The following is an 18,563-nucleotide window of genomic DNA, read 5'->3' as shown; positions in this document are numbered from 1 at the left end:
AAGTGTGGATACCGTCTTATGGAGCAAAACCCGCAGTCACAGCTGAAGCTTCTTGTCCAACGTGGTAAGGAGCAAGGCTATCTGACCTATGCCGAGGTCAATGACCATCTGCCGGAAGATATCGTCGATTCCGATCAGATCGAAGACATCATCCAAATGATCAACGACATGGGTATTCAGGTGATGGAAGAAGCACCGGATGCCGATGATCTGATGCTTGCCGAAAACACCGCGGATGAAGATGCTGCCGAAGCCGCCGCGCAGGTGCTCTCCAGCGTGGAATCCGAAATCGGGCGCACGACCGACCCGGTGCGTATGTACATGCGTGAAATGGGTACCGTAGAGCTGCTGACCCGTGAAGGCGAAATTGACATCGCCAAACGCATCGAAGACGGCATCAATCAGGTGCAGTGCTCCGTTGCCGAATATCCGGAAGCGATCACCTACCTGCTTGAGCAGTACGACCGCGTTGAAGCGGAAGAAGCCCGTCTGTCCGATCTGATCACCGGTTTCGTCGATCCGAACGCCGAAGAAGATATGGCGCCAACCGCCACCCACGTTGGCTCCGAGCTGTCTCAGGAAGAGATGGATGACGACGAAGACGAAGACGAAGATGAAGACGCCGACGACAACAGCGATGACGACAACAGCATCGACCCAGAGCTGGCCCGTGAGAAATTCGCCGAGCTGCGTACCCAGTACGAGCTGACGCGCGACACCATCAAAGCCAAAGGTCGTAGCCATGCCGCCGCCCAGGAAGAGATCCTGAAGCTGTCTGAAGTCTTCAAGCAGTTCCGCCTGGTGCCGAAGCAGTTCGATTACCTGGTCAACAGCATGCGCAGCATGATGGATCGCGTTCGTACTCAGGAACGTATCATCATGAAGCTGTGCGTTGAGCAGTGCAAAATGCCGAAGAAAAACTTCATCACCCTGTTCACCGGCAACGAAACCAGCGAAACCTGGTTCAACGCCGCGGTGGCAATGAACAAGCCGTGGTCTGAGAAGCTGCTGGAAGTGAAAGAAGATGTGCAGCGCGGCCTGCAGAAGCTGCAGCAGATTGAAGAAGAGACCGGCCTGACCATCGAGCAGGTTAAAGATATCAACCGTCGCATGTCCATCGGCGAAGCGAAAGCCCGTCGTGCGAAGAAAGAGATGGTTGAAGCGAACCTGCGTCTGGTTATCTCTATCGCCAAGAAATACACCAACCGCGGTCTGCAGTTCCTCGACCTGATTCAGGAAGGCAACATCGGTCTGATGAAAGCGGTCGATAAGTTCGAATACCGTCGCGGCTACAAGTTCTCGACCTACGCCACCTGGTGGATCCGTCAGGCCATCACCCGCTCTATCGCGGATCAGGCGCGCACCATCCGTATTCCGGTGCATATGATTGAGACTATCAACAAGCTCAACCGTATCTCCCGTCAGATGCTGCAGGAGATGGGCCGTGAACCGACCCCGGAAGAGCTGGCTGAGCGTATGCTGATGCCGGAAGACAAAATCCGTAAAGTGCTGAAGATCGCCAAAGAGCCTATCTCCATGGAAACGCCGATCGGCGACGATGAAGATTCGCATCTGGGGGATTTCATCGAGGATACCACCCTCGAGCTGCCGCTGGATTCTGCGACCACCGAGAGCCTGCGCGCGGCAACGCATGACGTGCTGGCCGGCCTCACCGCTCGTGAAGCGAAAGTGCTGCGTATGCGTTTCGGTATCGACATGAACACCGACCACACGCTGGAAGAAGTGGGTAAACAGTTCGACGTTACCCGCGAACGTATCCGTCAGATCGAAGCGAAGGCGCTGCGTAAACTGCGCCACCCGAGCCGTTCTGAAGTGCTGCGTAGCTTCCTCGACGATTAATCGTCGCGGGGCATCGTCTACAGCCTGTTAAAAAGCTCCCTGCGGGGAGCTTTTTTTATGGCGTTCAGGTGGCCATCCCGGGAAAGTCGCCTCTCTCCGCTACTGGCCGCGGGTTGCCAGGGCATCGTCCAGTTCACGATAGGCCGCCACCAGCTTATCGAGAGTCGCCCGGTTTAAGCCGCTGGGATTAGGCAGCACCCACACCTGGGTCGTCCCGATGGTCATGGCCTGTTTCCCCCACTTCGCGCCGCGCTGGTTAAAGGCCAGCTCGAAGGCCTGCTTGCCGAGCACCGCCAGGGCCTGCGGCTGATACTCCTCAATCTTCCGCACCAGCTCACGGCCGCCGCTGCGTAACTCCTGCAAGGCGACCTCGCTGGCCTGCACCGTCGGACGCTCTACCAGCATGGTGATGCCGCAGCGCGTATCCAGCAGCTGCAGCTCCTCTTCCGGCCTGAGCTGCCGATCGGTGAACCCGGCCTGATGGATGACCTTCCAGAAGCGATTGCCAGGATGGGCAAAATGAAAGCCGGTATGGGCGGAGGACTTCCCCGGGTTGATACCGCAAAAGACAACGCGCAGGCCCGGCGCAAGGATATCGCTAATCATGTTTTCTCCGGCTGTATGGCTAAAACATGATTATAAAGGATTGAAAATGCATTGTTTATAAAAACAGCAGCTGCGCGCTTTACGCTGGATTGCAATCGCCAGTTACTTTATAATCCCTCGCCACGGCCCCTTAGCTCAGTGGTTAGAGCAGGCGACTCATAATCGCTTGGTCGTTGGTTCAAACCCAACAGGGGCCACCAAATTTTAGCTTTAAAATCATGTATTAAGCCACTTCTCGCGAGGTGGCTTTTTCATATCAGAAACGCCATTGGCAGCAAAATGGCAGCAGGTTTTTCACGTACTCATACTTTTTAAGGACAGACTCGTATGAAAAAACCTTTATTAATTCTTTTGCTCGTCGCCTCTCAGACCGCTTTCGCTGACAAGATCCCAACCTCCATCGAAAATTTGATTGCAGCAAATGACACCAGAACACACAGTCTGGAAAACGGGGAGTTAATCGTAAGATATGGCAGACCAGAGGTTACGCTCACAATGGTTGAATCAATGCTTAATGACATATGCGGCGATTACTTTATGAATAAGTGGAAACCTACGACGATTAAAAAGATAACGCTACTTAACATTACCCGTGACCAGGGCTACACAATCAATGCAGGCGGGGAGGAGTGTCAAAAAACTGGCTCTATGACCTATGAGCAAGATAAAGCATATAAAGCCAGCATTATAGAAAGCGCAAAGAAATTCGAGTGATGAGTGTTAAAAGTTCATATGCCCCTGCCCGGCGGCAGTGGGATGCGGCGGGGCATTATCAATAACTCCAGGTGTCATGATGTAACGCACTACGGTTTCATGAGTGATGAAGGTGGCTCCGCAATTAATGTTCTGGCACTGACAGTAACGCTCTTTTGTCTGATCCGTTACGCGAAAGCTACTCCGCGTATGCGCCGCGTGGCCGCACTTTGGACAATTCATCATTACATTTATCTCCCACCTTGCACATTTTAATCACATAATGATACACATAACTTCCACTTTGTGAACCATTTCAGCTCATTTCTAAATCATCAATCTTCACTTCCAGTTCGATGCTGGTCGTAAATCCGCTATCCGGGTTGACCATGTGCGTTAACGTTGTGATGGTCCATTCCGCGTCATCAATGGGCTGTTTAAAGCCGCTGACCTTAACGGGCATTTCTGTATAGAGATCCGCGCGGCCTTCTGCCAGCAGGAGAGAAAATGACGCCACGCCGCGCTGCAGCCGCTCCCAGTTCATTTTTGCTGCCCGTTCTGCATTACTGCGGTTCGCATAGGTACGGTTCAGAACCAGCACATTCTCATCCGTTCCGACCAGGTAATCTCCCTGCTTTGCTTCCGGCTCTTTGGGTTTTGTCGTCCTCCGGCGGCGCTTCACCTTTGCCGTTTCTTTCTTTTCCGGTTCCCGGGTATGCAGCCAGTGAGCGATAACACCCGTATATGCTCCCCTGTCAGCCAGACTAAATCGGTGACTGTCTCCGTCCTTACGGGTAATAGTGATGACCGGCAACGGTTTACCACTTGCTGTTTTCCCCTGCCCCTGCCGGATAAACAGCAGATTACCGTCCTTGACTGAGGCAATCGCGCCATACTGCCGCGCCAGCTTCATTAAAAAGCTGGCGTCGCTTTCGTTGGTCTGGTCCAGGTGATCCAGCGCCATCGCAGCAACATCATTTCCTATAGCAACTTTAAGGCTGTGCCGCGCGGCAATGTCTTTCACCACATCGCCCACCGTCGTTTTGTGCCAGGACTTCTCACGCCTGACATTCAGCGTTTCCCTGAAATCAGCACTACGGGCACGGATTGTCAGCCTGTCCGGGCTACCGCTATGCTCTATTTCGTCAACGGTAAACTTACCTTTTGAGTACAGCGGCTCGCCTTTCCATCCCAACGCCAGAGAAATCACTGCGCCACGACGCGGCATAATTACCAGGCCGTCGGCGTCGTCCAGCTCCAGATCAAGCTGGTCAGCTTCAAATCCGCGGTTGTCGGTCAGTGTCATACCCAGCAGACGTTTATCCAGCGTCTGCGTGGCATCTTTGCCTTCAATCACGATCCGAAAGGCCGGGGTCTTGCTTCCGAGGTTGAGTAAATCAGCCATCTCGCTCACTGCAGCAACCCTCCTACCGTGGATCTGATGTTCCCTACTGCGGCGGCGGCAGAATCCTGCAGACTGCTAAGCTGATCGCTCAGACTGCCGAACATTTCAGACAGGGACTCATCCACCCGTTTAAGCCCCAGCGAAAACTCTATTTTCCTGGCTTCCCCACTGGCGAAAAATTCCGTTTTCGTCTGGTTAAGGCTCTCAATCACATACATGCCGTAGATAGTCCCACCACCCTCGATCAGCGGCCACGCCTTCCCCTGCTCTGCCATCAGCTCCAGCGCCAGCAACGACAACCGGCCGCCGGTCACTTCCGGCATGAGGACGCCGGAGAGCGTCAGCTGATCGTTATCTGGCCCCAAAAATTGCGTTGTCGGACGGCGATTAACGCGGTTGTTGGTCACATGGCGCCAGTTCCGCTGATACTGCAGTTGCTGATAGGGAACCGTGCGCAGCTGAAACACAAACAAGCCCAGGACCATCATCATGAATCGTACCCCCCTTGATCACTGAAATTGCTGCGGGCCTTCGCCTTCATGCGTCGCTCGCGCGCATCAAGCTGCCGTGCAACTTCCTGCGCAATATCCTGCGCACTCTGACCGGGCAGAGCCTGGATAATAATTTGCGCATTGGTTTCAAACTGGAATACAGGCTGGCTGCCTGCTGGCTTATCAGTTACAGGACGGTATGAAGCTGCCGGCAGACTCATGGGATGAAGCGGGGCGGCCTCTGCTGGCATTGCTCCCCCCATCATTCCGGTGACTACGGACGCCAGCGCGGCCGTTCTCCTGCGGCTGGTCACATAGGCCGGACCGTTAATCAGCTCCGGGCCATTCTCGCCAGCAATACCCACCTGCCCACGTGGAATATAACCACCGCTGTCAAACATCCCCGCGAAAAATCCTGGGGTCTTTTTCTGCGGTGAGGCGCCCTGCGAATTATCGCCGCCGGTCATCCAGTCCGGGAGATAGCTTTTGACCGATGCCAGCTTGCTCTTAAGCGTTTCCCATTTCTCATTGATACCACTCAGGATGCCGTCAATAATCGCCCCGCCCACCGCTTTAAATTTTGCGGGCAGCGCGGCAACATCACTCAGAATTTCATCCCATTTGCTGCTTATGGTCTGCTTAATCACAGCCCAGGCTACTGACACCCCTGACGTGATGGCATCCCACAGTGCTTTAAACTTCGGCCCCAGCGTTTCCCAGTTCTGCCAGATATAGATGGCTCCCATCGCAATCAGGCCAACTATCGCCAGAATGGGGTTAGCCATCATCAACCGGCCTAACCAGATGACCGCCTGGCCTGCGCCGCCAATTACTCTTGTGACCAGACCAAACGCAGAAGCAAATTTCAGCTGGAGAATGCCAGCACTTACCCGCACTACCGCCATAGGACCCAAAATGGATGCCAGGGCCAGTGACACCACACCCGCTGCGGTAGCTACCACGGCAAATACGGCCGCAATTTTAAATAGCGCCGCCGTCAGTTGCGGATGACGCTTCACAAAACCATCCAGCGCGGACGCCAGATTACCCAGCCAGTCCGCAATATTTTTCAGCACCGGCGCGACGGTTTCACCGATGCTCGCCATGGCGTTGGTAAAAGAGCCGCCAGCGGCTTCCCATTTGTTGCCTAAGGTATTCAGGGACGCCTCGACGCGCTCGCGCAGAGTTGCCTGGCTCTCCAGTTTAGCGACGGTTTCACGATAGCCCGCCATGCCTTTTGACATCATGGTATTCAGCGCTTTTAGCACCTCATTATCATTACCAAACAGGGCTTTCATCGTTGCAAATTTCGTTTCAGGATTTAGTTTTTCAAGCTTTTCTAACTGCGCGTACATCTTTTCCAGACCACCAAATCCGCCTTTCCCATCGGAGAAATCGAACTTGATGCCCTTTCCTTTCAGCCCGTCGTTTATGCCCTTAATATTTTTCGCATCCAGCGTGGCCTGAAAAATTTTACGGTAGGCATTACCCGCTGACTCTCCAGCCATCCCCGCCTGATCGGCCATGACGAGAAGCGGACTGAAGGTTTTTGCAGCATCCAGACCCTTCTGCTTGATAATGTCCATAGCGCTGCTGATATTTGCGAAACCCTGCAGCATATTCCCGGGGTCTACGCCCGCATAAAAACCACGCTGGATAAGATCCATCAGGCTCATCATGTCTTTTTCGGTGGTCTGCGTGGCGTCCTGCAATTTTGCGGCAAACTCTGCGGCCTCCGTCGGCGCCATCTGCAGCTGCACGCCAAGGTAAGCCGCCGACTCACCCAGCCCGCCCAGGATAACCTGCGCTGACATCCCCTGACGGCGTAACATTGTCATCATGTTCTGAAAATCTGCCGTGGTACCTGGCAACCGGTCCCCCAGGGCAATCGCCAGCTTGTTCAGCTTCAGGAACTCAGGCGCCACCTTTCCGCCCGGTCCCATCATTGAGCCTGCCAGCTGGTTAGCGGCGTTCTCTGATTCCGAGTAGGCGCGAATGGGCGCCAGCAAGGTCGCGCCCGTTGTCACCCCGGCCGCCATCATCCCGGCCCCGTTCCCCGCCAGGCTGTTACGCACGTCGCGCATCTTGTCAGCTTTGGCCCTGATCGCATTCAGCTTGCGCTGGCGCTCTCCCACGTCCCGCAAGCGCCGCTCCTGCTCTGCAAGCTGCTGGTTATAGCGATCCGTTTCGCGAGTAATTCTGGCCGTTTCACGGGCGCCACCGCCCGCAGAGATGCCAAGGCGATACAGCTCCGCCCTGGTTGCCGCCATCTGCCGCGTTTCCTGCTGCTGCTTTTGTTCCAGGCGTGATACGGCGCGCCATTGCGCCTCAAGCGCCTGCGTCTGTTTTTTCGTGGGGGATTCGAGCGCTGCCAGTTCGCGCGTCATCATCTGCGCACGCAGCCGCGCCTGGTCCAGCTCGTTGCTGGTCCGGTTCAGGCTCTGTGAGAGCTGATCAAAAGATTTTAACTGGCTCCCCGCGTCGTTAAGCCGTTTAAGCTGATCACGGGTCTGCCGGATGCCGGAGGCCAGCTCCTTCGAGCCAGCCAGCGCATTTTTTAAAGGGCGGGTGAGTTTATCAACCGCATTCAGAACCACCTGCAGGCGCAGGTTTTTATCACTCATCGCTGGCCCCGCTACGCATTATCGCTCTGTGCCGCCACTCCAGCACTTCCGTCAGCGGCATAACGTCAGTGACGGACGGCGGCCAGTGAAAGATCGTGGCGATATCCGCCACCAGGTCATCTACCGTCAGGCTGTCGGCAAATCGGCAAGTGCCGACTTCGGCAACAAAAAAAGGACCACCTCGACAGACATCGCGGCCAGGTCTGCCGGGTCGAGGTCCGCCATTTCCTGCGGGGTCAGCGTTGGTGTGGAGATGCGGGGGATCACGGTCATCATACAGGCCACGTCCATCTCCATCACCGCCTGCAGTCGCGTACCGCGCAGCGCGCCGGATTGCGGCTTACGCAGCACAATTTCCGTAATCGTGGTATCACCGCGCTTAATCGGGCTATCCAGTTTCACCGTTGCTTCTGTTTTCTCACTCATGCTCTTTTCCTGTTATGGGTTGGCTGGCGCGACCTCGCGCGCCAGGAAAAAATTACAGACCGATGGCGTTACGGTGTTCTTCCATCAGGTCAACACCATCAACAACTTCAATCATGTTGATCGCATCGACCTCATAGAGCACTTCACCGTTAATGGTCAGTTTCGCGTAACAGTTAACGCTGCTGACTTTGGTGGAATTGCTCTCGCCGGTTTTCCACTCGCCGGAATCCACCTCTTTGTGGCGCCCACGGACGACCAGCTCAACGGCCTGCACTTCGCCGGTGTCGTCGCGCTGAATAGACCCGGTAAAGCGCAGCTGCACGCCGTCCACCGTGGCTTTGCCCATCTGTTTAAACAGAAGCGCCTCCGTACCGCCGATGGTCATTTCCGTATCCAGCGCGCCATCATCTAGCCCCAGATCAATACCGACTGAACCGGGCATGCCGCCACCGCGGTAGTTTTCCAGCTTGCGGGTGAATTTCGGCAGGGTGACGGATTCAGCAACGCCCATCCAGTTGTTACCGGCGTTAAAAATATTCAGGTGTTTTAACTTGCGTGGTAAGGCCATGGGTCCCCCTTATGCGCTTACGCGGGTGGTGAAATCCACCAGGTAACGGTCAGTGATGCGCTGGCGCAGCATCAGGTTTTCCAGTGGCGGCACTGGCGTATAGTCGTAGTCGATCCAGATTTTCCCGGCTTTCAGCGTGTCTTTGTCATTCACACTGTCATCAATCCAGCAATCACCGCCGATGAGGTAGCCCTGATTTACCAGGCTGCGCATTTTGGCGCGGATACCTTCGATAATGTCGCGAGCCAGCGAAGGGTTAAGCGGCATGTCCACCGCCCACATATGCGCCTCCGCCATGGTGTCTGCCAGTACCTGCGCGGTACGGGTGTAGTTTTCAAACTGGAATAACGGGTTATCGCTCAGGCAGCGGGAACCCCAGAAGCGGAAACCATCCTTGCGGATCAAGGTGGTGACGTCGTTCTGGTTCAGCAGTCCGGCATCGGTTACCGGGTCCTGCAGATCCCAGAACACATCCGCAGACAAGCCGGTTACGCCGTTGACGCCCACGTTAGAAAGGGTTTTGTGCCAGCCGGTCTGCTCGTCTATTTTTGCACGCAGACCCAGCGCGCGGGCAGTGGCGTAAGCAGTCGCGTCCGCCTGCAGCACCGTGTCAAAGTTGATGAAATCAGGCCAGATCAGCATCCCTTCTCGCTGACTGAAATTTTCGCGGTAGGCAATCGCTTCTTCCACGGTTTTACAACCGTAGGCAGACAGGTACGCAAAGCCGCGCAGGCTCTGCGCCACGCTTAACAGTTCAGTGGAAACAGCCTGCGTGTCATGGCCCGGCACGCCAAGAATGCGCGGCTTCACGCCCAGCTGCGACTGCGCCGAAAGCAGCGCTTTGATGCCCGTTTTCTTACCGTCAGCGGTTACACCGCCGATAATATTGGAGGTGGTTTCCGCTTCCGTTTCGCCCTGGGCAACACGCACCACAACGGTGACGGGTTTTGCCTGGTCGGCGATGGCGTCCAGTGAGCGGGCCAGCGTGCCGGACTCGCCTGCTTTGCCGCTGGCGGTCAGTACATCGGTAAGCAGAACCGGCTTATTGAGCGGGAACACAGAGGCATCGGCATCATCGCCGGTGCATACCATGCCCACAATCGCCGTGCTCACTGTCGTGATAGAGCGGGTGCCGTCGTTAACTTCAACAACACGCACGCCGTGGTGATAGTCTTGCGCCATGAATGAATCTCCTGTTTAGGGGTTCACCCATGGTAGGGAAATCATTCACCGCAAGCCGTTGATGGCCGTTGTGCTGTCAATGGCACAACCGCAGACAGAAAAAAGCCCCTTATAGGGGCAGACTGATACCGGGATTTATCAGGCAACGCGGCTCCAGCACATCAGCAGGGTGTGGGCTTCCACCACGCTGAACGACTTACCTTCGCCGAGGTTGGCTGTTTTGCCGCTGGTCGTGTGTTTGTGCGCCGGTACCGTGACTTCGTGGGCGTGCTCTCCGGCGTCATCGGTCACACCCAGCTCTTTCGGGTTAAAGAGCTGACGCACATCACCGCCGATTTCCCACGGGTCATCTTTACCGGCCACGCCACCATGATTGTGAACACCGCCGCGCGTAGTCGTCAGCTTCTGCTCCGTCTGCTCACTAGTTTCGCCGGTGACATTAATCTGCACCGCCGGGAGGTTCCCCTTCTGGAGCGTGACATTATCGCTGCCGCCGGTGGTTCCCACATCCGAACCATCCGCACTGGCGATACGGACCGATTTATTTTCCCCCGTATAGACCCACCTTGACCACGGCCAGCGCGTATTGGGGTTAACGTTCGCGCTGAAGAATCGCACCGTCCCTTTCGGGTTATCATCTTCCCAGGCTTCACGAATGGCGCTGCTGACCGTCTCCGCTATCACATCACGCAGCGTGGTATCGAGCGTTTCGTTTTGTTCATCGGTATACACCTTTAAGCGGTTGATGCTGTCACTGAGTGACGCCTCTGCATCATCCGCCGCCTTTTTGTTGCGGATAACCACTTTTTCCAGGGCCGATACCTGCTCATCGGTGTAATCTTTGGTGTCGTTTTTCACGCGCAACAGGTCTTCCTGGCTTGCCAGAATCGCCGCATTATCCGACTTCAGCTCAACACTGGCCGTATCACTGACCGCAATCCACACCCGGATAGACTGGTTTCTGCCTGACCCTTCTGCCAGGAGGGGCTTGTACGCATCGGCCACATTTGCCACCGCCAGACAGACACCCTCATCGTTATAGAGCGCCGCCTCCCTTATCCAGAAGCCGCCAGTCTGCGGCGGGATTACCATCTCCGCCCGGATAATATTCTTCTCAGGGTCAACAATCACCAGGTTGTTCAGCGGCCCCCGGTACCGCTCATTAACCAGCCCGGTCATTGAGCCATCTGGCTGAATTTGCTGACCGTTGCCGTCACCGACGGCCATCGCGGCAAAGCCCACCGGCACCCCGGTCACGGCGGCAGCGGAAAAGGCATTCACACCCGCCTCAGTGAGCACGCTGTAATATTTTCTCATTGTTTTTTCTCCGCTCAGGACGCCAGTTTCATTTCAAGCGCTGTCAGCCGGTCATGCAGGGCCTGCTGCTTTGCGATGGTCGCGCGGGAAATCCAGAAGAGCAGTTCCTCCTTGCGAAATGCGTAGACGCTCCCGGCTTCTCGCGCCTCCTGGATAACATTGCTCCCCGCCGCTCTGATGAGGGTGCGCGTTTCCGGTACCGCCTCAACAAGAACGTTTCCGGCTTCATCCAGTTCGGCTGGGGTACCGGGTATCACCTCCCACTCGTCATCCCAGGTCTCGATAATCGCATCCTGTGCGTCCCACTCGTCATAGCAGAATGCGGAATATTCCCGCCAGTCCAGACCGTACTTATCCATCACGGCAATCGCCGCCTGTACGGTCGGCCCGGAGTGCAGGCGGGCGTCATCCCCTTCGACCATATATTTTTCCAGCCACTGCCAGACGCCGGGGAGCTGCCCGATTTCATAATAGGCGTCGGTTTCCGCCGGGGTGTCTGCCCGGGGGCGGGTTTTATGTGTCTCGTCTGACGTTCCGATAACGCTATTCGATGCAAAAACCTGCGACCAGCGACCGGATGGGGTGCCCAGCGAATAGGTGCCATCGGCAGCGGGGAACGTATTTCCGACCACTGAAAAATTACCGCCCGCCTCCAGGGTCATCCCGGATGCTGATGATGCAACCAGCCTGTGCGACGGCGTGATGCCGCCGTTGAAATACCATTCTGCTGCCTTAACACCCGACGCGCCGCCGTATCCAATCCCCATTGAGACGGTGGAGCGGTGCGCTGTGGCAACCGATACCCCGTTAACGGTCACTGAGTTCGCGGTAACCGCATTGAAATTGCGGTCATTGTAGAACGTGTACGCCGGGACTTTCGCCTGATCGATGGTCAGCGTGTCACCCACAGCTCCGACGGTACCCTGCACCAGATAACGCGGCGATGATGTGCCGTCGCTGTTCAGCAGACGTTTAATCAGCTGCACCTGCCCGGTCACGCTGGTTGATGAACCACCGGTGATATACAGCGGTATTCCCACGGCGATATATGGCAGGAATGCCGCTGGCACGGTGATGATAGTGGTGCCGTTGCTGTTAACTGTTTCAACGGTCGCACTGAATGCCACCTTAAACGCAGCTTCCAGCGTGCAGCCGCCCGTCACCATTTTCCGATCGAGCGTATATCCAGGGGTCAGCGTCGGGGAGATGATGTAACCACTTTGCGTACGCCGCACATGCGACCACGGGCCGATAATATCACCGGGGAAAAACAGCCCCCCACCCAGGGAGCTGTCCAGCCCCACAGGGTTGGTGGCCGGGCTTAATACTGAATTACCGTTTGCCTCCGGGATGTAGTTGCCGCACCCCCCCGGGAACATCGGAACACCGCCGTTATACGCCTCAATCGCTTTAATCGTGATGGGCGTGCTGCCGTCTGCCGGAACATCAAAATAAATACCGGTGTTTCGCGCGTAGGTGTACAGCCCGTCCCATGCCGTCAGCCGCTTGTTGGTGATTTTCAGCATCCTGTAGCCGTTACCGAAATCAATAAACGGCTCTGCAAACGACTTATACAACGCCTCATCCGTGTTCGGACCGTCCTGGCTGGCAGCGGTCACCCATGCGTAAATATTTCTCGGGTTGAAATTCCCGGTATGGTCCTTTATCCAGATGCAGATTTCCGACTTGATGGACGGCTGCTGCCAGGGTGCCATCGCTGGCCCGGCATTTAACTGTAACCCGTTCGGGTTGAACATCTCTTTTGCGTAGGGGCGGTTACGAATTGAATCCCAGTCGGTTCCGGCAGGGATATACATATTGTTCGTGCCGTACCTGAAATCAAAGCCTGTATGCCGGAAAGCCCCGAGGTCACGCACCGGGTTGCCCCAGATAAAGGTGGATACGCCGTTGGGGGTGTCGTAATGCCAGAAATCATCATGATATTTAGCATTGCCGCCATCATCGACCGACGGGAAACAGCCCCCTTCAAAGCGCACGTTGCTGTACTCGGTGAAGTTGTCTTTGTACATGCTGACGCAGTCAAAATGCAGGCCCAGCAGACGGCTGGCTTTACCGATAAAGCCCCAGCGGGAGACAGTGTAAAAGTTGTACGTCCACTCGTTATACACGCCTGTGAACACATGGTTCTGAGCGGTACCGTACACCACGCCATTTTTCGCGTTGTAGTCCTTTGCAGCCGCTGGTCCCCAGTATCCGCCAGAAACGTGCAGCCCGGTACCGGTCATCACCGCGATATACTCCGGCAGCGTCCCGGAAACGTTATTCGCACTGCGCCACGCCTGGCGCATAGTCACTTCAGTATTATAGAGCGCGGTCCAGTCACAGGCGTTACGGTACGTACCGCGACGCCCGCCTTCAAACTTACTGCCATCGTGTACGACACGGTTAAAGTTGCCGGCACGGCGGGTCGCTCCCGATGCCGCAATCGCGCTGGTGATGTACTCATAATCCAGCTCGTTGTTATCAAAGGCGTGGCCGTCACGATTGAATTTTGTCGGCTCCAGCATCGCGGGCATTTCAACCTGCGCCCAGTTAAAGGTGCTTTTGATGGTGACACCGTGGGTGAAAAAGCCTTCCGGGTTCAGCGCCAGAATCGCCACTCCGGCAGAGCACTGTTCCGGCATTTTTCGGATGGTGTGATCACCGTCCCATGTGCCGCCGTATATATGACAGTTCTGAAGACTCAGCGACCCCCAGTACTCCTGTTTGTTAACCGCCCGCCATTTTTCCTCAATCTCCGGTACGCCATGCCGCCAGCCGTCGAGACGCTTCCCGGTCATGGCATAAGTGTAAGACTTACCGGCATAAACCATGAGATAAGAGGAGCCAAAGCGATAATTGACCCCGGAATAGCCCTTAATAGGCTCTTTACCGATGCGGTACATATTGGTTGGATAAATGAGGTCCAGACGAGCGCCGCCATCATAGGTCGCTACGTTATTTCCTGTGGAGACCCCAAGCGTCAGACGGGAAAGAATGCCGTTGCTGGCCTGTCCCAGGCACACAAAATCATCCGTTGTCTGGTCTGTACACTCATCATAAGTGTACGCCTTCGCGCCGTTTGCCAGAACGATGATAGAGCCCCGGCATATTTCCAGCGCATACTCATACCCCTTCGCGTTATAAACCTTGCCCTGGGTTATTACGTGCGTCCCCGCCCTGGCCGGGGCTGTTTTCCCGGTAAATCGCCATACGCCCTCACCGCCGTCGTTCTGCGCATAGAAGCCGTTAGACTGGTAAGCGTCAGGCGTATCAGTGGAAGAGAGAATTTGCGAGGTGGTGCCAATGATATTGCCGAGGCCGAAAATCAGCTGCGAACCACCCTCAGAGCCCAGATTTTTACGCAGGTTCGGGTCGCTGACTGAGGTGAAAAACGGGGAGTCCACCGCCCATGATGCATCCGTGGTGCCGGTCGTCACATACGGCAGCGGGGCGCTGTCCCTGAGATAGTAGAGAAAATCATCCTTGATAATCGCCTGACCGTGGCGGGTGAGCGTGATGATTTCTTTCCGGTAATCGCGGGAAAACATCACCCCGTCATCAATCAGGCTCTTTATCTGCTCACGCAGAAACGCCGTCCGGTTAGACAGTTGTGACGCCTGGCGGTTTGCGACGCCATCCCGCCCGCCCTCCACCCGGTCGCCACGGGCAATCAGGTAAACATCATCTTCCCATACAGGTTGTTCGGAAATAGTCGCCATTTATTCACCTATAAAATCCACATCGCCTTCGTACGGGAAGACACCATTATAAAAAATACCGCTGTCGGGTTCGTACTCTGGCGGATATACCGAGACCTCATCGCCATCGAAAACCGCCGCGCCGGTAAACGCGGCCCCCTGCGTTCTGGCGGCAAGGGTCAGCTGGGCAATATGCCGACTGGCCGGTTTGGCATTACCTATCAGCCGTTCAAGTTCGCGCACCATGGTTTCAGTAATCCCGACGTCATTCAGGTCTATATCCATCCTGAATGTTCCGGCCGGGTCCGCTACCTGCCACCACTCCTCAATACTCATTGAGTAACCGAGGCGTTCAACAACCCGCCGGATGGCGGCTACGGTACCTTTACGTTGGTGGCTCCAGAATGCTTCACTGACTTCGCGTCGCTTTTCCTCTTCGCTCCAGCTTTCTTCCCAGCGGTCCACAGAAAAGGCCCAGGCCAGATAGGGAAGGAATTTAACGGGGCATTTCCACGGATTCCACAGGTCACGCAGCGGGACGTTTAAATCGCTGATACCTGAACATGCCTGCGCTAACTTGCGCTCCAGCGCAGATGATCCTGGGGGTAAAAGGCTGTTATTCATCTGAACCACCTATCACCACATTAAACCCTGTACAAAACGCAGCCTGCGTTTTATCCAGAACAACATCCGCCATCGGCTGCTGCAGTTCAACTCGCTGCACCCCCTGCACATGTAACGCGGCATATAGCGCCGACAAACGAATGTCTCGCCCCAGACGACGCTGCTCGTTGATATAGGTTGTCAGTTTCGCTTTTGCGGCCGCAAGAATGGGCTCAATTGCCGGGCCGGGATAGACAAAAAGAACAGCATTCACCGCATAACTGACAATCTCAGCAGAGCGTACGCTCAACCGATCCGCCACAGGACGCACGGCTTCATCATTCAGGGCAGTCCCGACCACCTGCAGCAAATCATCCGGCGCGGTGCCATCACCGTCGCGGGCCAGAATAGTCACCACGACTTCCGCCGGTGACGGGCTGAACGCCGACGCGTCCGCCACCCGACCATCCGAGCTAAGCGCGTGATATTCATAAGCACCGACTGGTCCGGCAACGCTCATCCCCTCAAAGGCTGCCGGGATGCGCTGGCGATAATCCGCGTCAGATTCCATTACTTCCTCCGTGGGCGGCGTTGTGGTGTCATCTGCAGCGGTAATCACCCGGCGCTGTACGTTGTTATTCGCGCCTAAATTGTCCAGGTCATCCCCGCCGGAATAGGCCACCATCACGGCTTTCGCTGCCTCGTTAATCCGCTGGCGCAGCAGCAGCTCCCGGTACACATTTTCCTGCAACATTTTCACCACCGGCTCAGATTCAAGCGTTAAGGTGCTGGTCACGGCCTCCTGTTCTTCTGCCGCAAATAACGCGACAAATTCAGCCTTGCGCTCAGCCAGTAGGGTTTCAAAATCCGGCACATCCACAATTTGCGGCGGCGGCAGCTGGGAAAGGTCAATAACGGCCATTGTCTGCTCCTGTCGATACGGAAAGGGACACGGGCACGCCGTCATTACGCTGGCCTGCCAGCTCAATAACCATTGCGCCATCCATGCTGCTGCTGTTAACCGTGATGGTGTCCAGCTGCAGCCGCGGCTCCCAGCGCCTCAGCGCCACGTACACCGCAGCCATGATCTGCAGGCGCAGCGCCGGGTTTTGCGGCTGGTCAATGAGCGCTGAAAGCAGGGAACCATACTCCCGGCGCGCAAGCCGGCTCCCTTGCGGGGTCAGCAAAATGTCACGCACCGACTGGCGCAGGTGGTCAGTTTCCGTTATGGCTCTGCCGGTATCGCGGCTCATCCCGATATAGAGCGTCAAAATGGACCTCCCGTCGTTCCGCCACTGTCGCCAGGGTGTTTATGCTTATCAGCAACGACGCCGTTTGACGTCATCGCGCCCCCGCCGTGGGTCACATCGCCGTTCAGGATCACGTTGCTGTTAATACGGGTGGTGTCAGCCTCGATCACAAACTCACCGGTTTTGCAGGAGACAACCTGCGAAGACTCAATCAGCACGCTTTTCACGCCGCGAATAATCCAGCGCCCGGTGGCGGGGTCGTATTCGAACCAGCCGCCATCCTCGTATGCGGTCACGTCCGCACTTTCAGAATCTGACGGCGGCGGGCAGGCGTTGGAGTAGATGGCCGGAAGCGCAAAGGCTGTTTCCAGATTGCCGCCCAGGCTGAACAGCACCACCTGCTCCCCTGGAGACGGGCACCACCAGGTGCGTGATTTACCTGCACGGTAGGTCAGCCAGTTAATCCAGTTGGTTTCGAGGTCGCCCGTTTTCACCCGGCACAGCCAGCTGTCCCGGTCCACTTCGGTCACAATGCCGGTGCGGATCAGATTGGTGATAAGGCGCATGATTTCGGTTAATTGCGTATTCATGAAGGCAAGATTGCCACGCGCGGAGGGAGTGCGGCAGCGTGGCGGATTGTGTCATCCCTGACACAAAATCACTGTGACAACCAACGCAATAAGACGTCTCGCGTAATGTCTTCTGTTTCATCATTGATGCCGAGCAACCGGCGCTCTGCATATTTGACTTCCGGCCCTTTACGGCTGACCCGATCACGCAAGCCATAGTGATGCACGCGGGCTATGCGCTGCACACGGCTCTCAAACTCGACGCTTGCCGCGTCCTTGCTGGCGACGGCTTTCAGATATTTTGTTGTGCGGAGTTTTGCAAACATCTGCCGACGGATGCGGCCCTGTTTCGTTCTGGCCGTCACGCGACGCGGCTCGTAAGCCGTCCCGTCCGGGTTGCGCTGCATCCTGATATTTTTCTGCTGGCTGCGGCGCAGCTGCTGCGCCAGCTCCCGCATCATGCGCTTACGTGCGGCAGGCTCCAGTCCCGCCAGCAACGCATCTAACCAGGTGTCAACTTCCTGCAGCTCAGCCACGGCTCACCACCCACATTTCGTCCGGTTCGTCCGGTTCCGGCACCGCTTCGACGCTGGACACGTCACCGTCAGCGCTGACTATCACACGCTCTGTCAGTTGCAGACTCAGGCTGATATCACAGATATCATTACGCAAAATGTCGACTTCAAAGGAAAGCAACTTTTCCAGCAGTTCCGGGTTATGAATAGCATCCGGCTAATTTTCCCTTAACCAGGCCACCACCGGCGCCATCAATAACCCCTGATCGCCGCTGAAATCCACAATCACCACATTCAGGGTGTAACGATACTCCCATGAAAATGACGCTGCTCCAGTTGCCACCACAGATCCGTTATCAACGAACAAATGCAGCTTATCCGGGTTATCGCGGACATATGACACCGCGTTATTCAGGGCGCGGCGTAAGGATTGAGGCTTGTTCACTGTTTCGCTCCTGACAGGAAATTATCGTGTCCACTTTATCGGCGCAGACCGCCCAGGCCGCCTCCGCTTCATCCAGCGCGGTCAGCAGATCGCCGTTAATGCGTGCCGCCGACTTTTCCAGGCGGCACTGCGTCACCCTGGGACAACCAGTCACGGTAAGCTGCACCTCCGGCGAGGGCCGGACGTTCGCGCATCCTGATAATGTCAGGAGGCAAAGGAGTACCAGCCCAGCGGCGTAAATCCTCATTTTCACGTTTTAACTCCTCAATTCTGTGCTGACGGCTTTATTTTTCTTTTCGCTAGCTCAC

General features: G+C 56.0%; 18 protein-coding genes, 1 tRNA gene and 3 pseudogenes. 3 read left to right on the top strand and 19 right to left on the bottom strand.

Going from position 1 to position 18,563, the window contains the following annotated elements:
- Positions 1–18 precede the first annotated feature (18 nt).
- Positions 19–1,860 carry an RNA polymerase sigma factor RpoD gene (rpoD, locus tag KHQ26_RS14740; protein WP_004174339.1) on the top strand — a complete coding sequence of 614 codons (1,842 nt, stop codon included), beginning with the start codon at positions 19–21 and terminating at the stop codon, positions 1,858–1,860.
- Between the two features lie 99 nt (positions 1,861–1,959).
- Here rpoD and mug read toward each other — a convergent pair whose 3' ends face one another.
- The gene (gene mug / locus KHQ26_RS14735; RefSeq protein WP_002917636.1) at positions 1,960–2,466 is read right to left on the bottom strand and encodes a G/U mismatch-specific DNA glycosylase; all 507 of its coding nucleotides are present in this window, start codon (positions 2,464–2,466) and stop codon (positions 1,960–1,962) included.
- Positions 2,467–2,590: 124 nt separating this feature from the next.
- On the opposite strand from mug, the gene KHQ26_RS14730 reads away from it, so the two are divergent.
- Positions 2,591–2,666 (top strand) — tRNA-Ile (locus tag KHQ26_RS14730).
- 127 nt (positions 2,667–2,793) lie between these two features.
- Positions 2,794–3,180 carry a hypothetical protein gene (locus KHQ26_RS14725; RefSeq protein WP_045387332.1) on the top strand — a complete coding sequence of 129 codons (387 nt, stop codon included), beginning with the start codon at positions 2,794–2,796 and terminating at the stop codon, positions 3,178–3,180.
- A 6-nt stretch (positions 3,181–3,186) separates the two neighbouring features.
- Here KHQ26_RS14725 and KHQ26_RS14720 read toward each other — a convergent pair whose 3' ends face one another.
- The 18 genes and pseudogenes from KHQ26_RS14720 to lysB form a co-directional block, all read right to left on the bottom strand.
- Positions 3,187–3,405: an ogr/Delta-like zinc finger family protein gene (locus KHQ26_RS14720; protein WP_072001509.1), complete on the bottom strand. Its 219-nt coding sequence runs from the start codon at positions 3,403–3,405 to the stop codon at positions 3,187–3,189.
- A gap of 70 nt (positions 3,406–3,475) precedes the next feature.
- Positions 3,476–4,564 carry a phage late control D family protein gene (locus KHQ26_RS14715; RefSeq protein WP_228297888.1) on the bottom strand — a complete coding sequence of 363 codons (1,089 nt, stop codon included), beginning with the start codon at positions 4,562–4,564 and terminating at the stop codon, positions 3,476–3,478.
- Positions 4,565–4,569: 5 nt separating this feature from the next.
- Entirely contained in the window at positions 4,570–5,055 is a 486-nt protein-coding gene (locus tag KHQ26_RS14710; RefSeq protein WP_004185683.1) for a phage tail protein, read from the bottom strand.
- On the bottom strand, positions 5,052–7,679 hold the full coding sequence (locus KHQ26_RS14705) for a phage tail tape measure protein (protein WP_211777917.1): 2,628 nt from the start codon (positions 7,677–7,679) through the stop codon (positions 5,052–5,054). Before KHQ26_RS14705 ends, KHQ26_RS14710 begins: the two co-directional genes overlap by 4 nt.
- The gene (locus KHQ26_RS14700; RefSeq protein ID WP_002896220.1) at positions 7,672–7,791 is read right to left on the bottom strand and encodes a GpE family phage tail protein; all 120 of its coding nucleotides are present in this window, start codon (positions 7,789–7,791) and stop codon (positions 7,672–7,674) included. Before KHQ26_RS14700 ends, KHQ26_RS14705 begins: the two co-directional genes overlap by 8 nt.
- Before the next feature lie 14 nt (positions 7,792–7,805).
- On the bottom strand, positions 7,806–8,105 hold the full coding sequence (locus KHQ26_RS14695) for a phage tail assembly protein (RefSeq protein ID WP_211777916.1): 300 nt from the start codon (positions 8,103–8,105) through the stop codon (positions 7,806–7,808).
- Between the two features lie 52 nt (positions 8,106–8,157).
- Positions 8,158–8,673 (bottom strand): phage major tail tube protein, encoded by a 516-nt coding sequence (locus KHQ26_RS14690; protein ID WP_102067854.1) that lies wholly within the window; start codon positions 8,671–8,673, stop codon positions 8,158–8,160.
- A 9-nt stretch (positions 8,674–8,682) separates the two neighbouring features.
- On the bottom strand, positions 8,683–9,855 hold the full coding sequence (locus tag KHQ26_RS14685; RefSeq protein ID WP_211777915.1) for a phage tail sheath protein: 1,173 nt from the start codon (positions 9,853–9,855) through the stop codon (positions 8,683–8,685).
- A 138-nt stretch (positions 9,856–9,993) separates the two neighbouring features.
- Complete coding sequence (locus tag KHQ26_RS14680; protein ID WP_211777914.1) at positions 9,994–11,172, bottom strand: phage tail protein; 1,179 nt, start codon at positions 11,170–11,172, stop codon at positions 9,994–9,996.
- Positions 11,173–11,186: 14 nt separating this feature from the next.
- Entirely contained in the window at positions 11,187–14,894 is a 3,708-nt protein-coding gene (locus KHQ26_RS14675; RefSeq protein ID WP_211777913.1) for a tail fiber domain-containing protein, read from the bottom strand.
- Entirely contained in the window at positions 14,895–15,497 is a 603-nt protein-coding gene (locus tag KHQ26_RS14670) for a phage tail protein I (protein ID WP_032410543.1), read from the bottom strand. It lies immediately after the preceding gene.
- Entirely contained in the window at positions 15,490–16,398 is a 909-nt protein-coding gene (locus KHQ26_RS14665; RefSeq protein WP_211777912.1) for a baseplate assembly protein, read from the bottom strand. Before KHQ26_RS14665 ends, KHQ26_RS14670 begins: the two co-directional genes overlap by 8 nt.
- Positions 16,385–16,747: a GPW/gp25 family protein gene (locus tag KHQ26_RS14660; protein WP_004174325.1), complete on the bottom strand. Its 363-nt coding sequence runs from the start codon at positions 16,745–16,747 to the stop codon at positions 16,385–16,387. Before KHQ26_RS14660 ends, KHQ26_RS14665 begins: the two co-directional genes overlap by 14 nt.
- On the bottom strand, positions 16,744–17,316 hold the full coding sequence (locus tag KHQ26_RS14655) for a phage baseplate assembly protein V (protein WP_211777911.1): 573 nt from the start codon (positions 17,314–17,316) through the stop codon (positions 16,744–16,746). The genes KHQ26_RS14660 and KHQ26_RS14655 overlap by 4 nt, the downstream gene beginning before the upstream one ends.
- Positions 17,317–17,384: 68 nt before the next feature.
- Positions 17,385–17,831, bottom strand: a complete 447-nt coding sequence (locus KHQ26_RS14650) for a phage virion morphogenesis protein (RefSeq protein WP_211777910.1) — start codon at positions 17,829–17,831, stop codon at positions 17,385–17,387.
- A pseudogene (locus KHQ26_RS14645) lies at positions 17,824–18,255 on the bottom strand (phage tail protein). The gene KHQ26_RS14650 and the pseudogene KHQ26_RS14645 overlap by 8 nt, the downstream one beginning before the upstream one ends.
- Positions 18,218–18,436: pseudogene (gene lysC, locus KHQ26_RS14640) on the bottom strand (Rz1-like lysis system protein LysC); the annotation flags it as partial. The pseudogenes lysC and KHQ26_RS14645, both read right to left, overlap by 38 nt.
- Positions 18,351–18,539 (bottom strand): annotated as a pseudogene (gene lysB, locus KHQ26_RS14635) (Rz-like lysis system protein LysB); the annotation flags it as partial. The pseudogenes lysB and lysC, both read right to left, overlap by 86 nt.
- Positions 18,540–18,563 lie beyond the last annotated feature (24 nt).

The sequence above is a fragment of the Klebsiella sp. 10 genome, assembly GCF_018223925.1.
GTDB classification, from domain to species: domain Bacteria; phylum Pseudomonadota; class Gammaproteobacteria; order Enterobacterales; family Enterobacteriaceae; genus Klebsiella; species Klebsiella pneumoniae.
The sequence above is the reverse complement of the archived record's forward strand: the minus strand, read 5'-3'. Positions and strand labels throughout refer to the sequence as shown.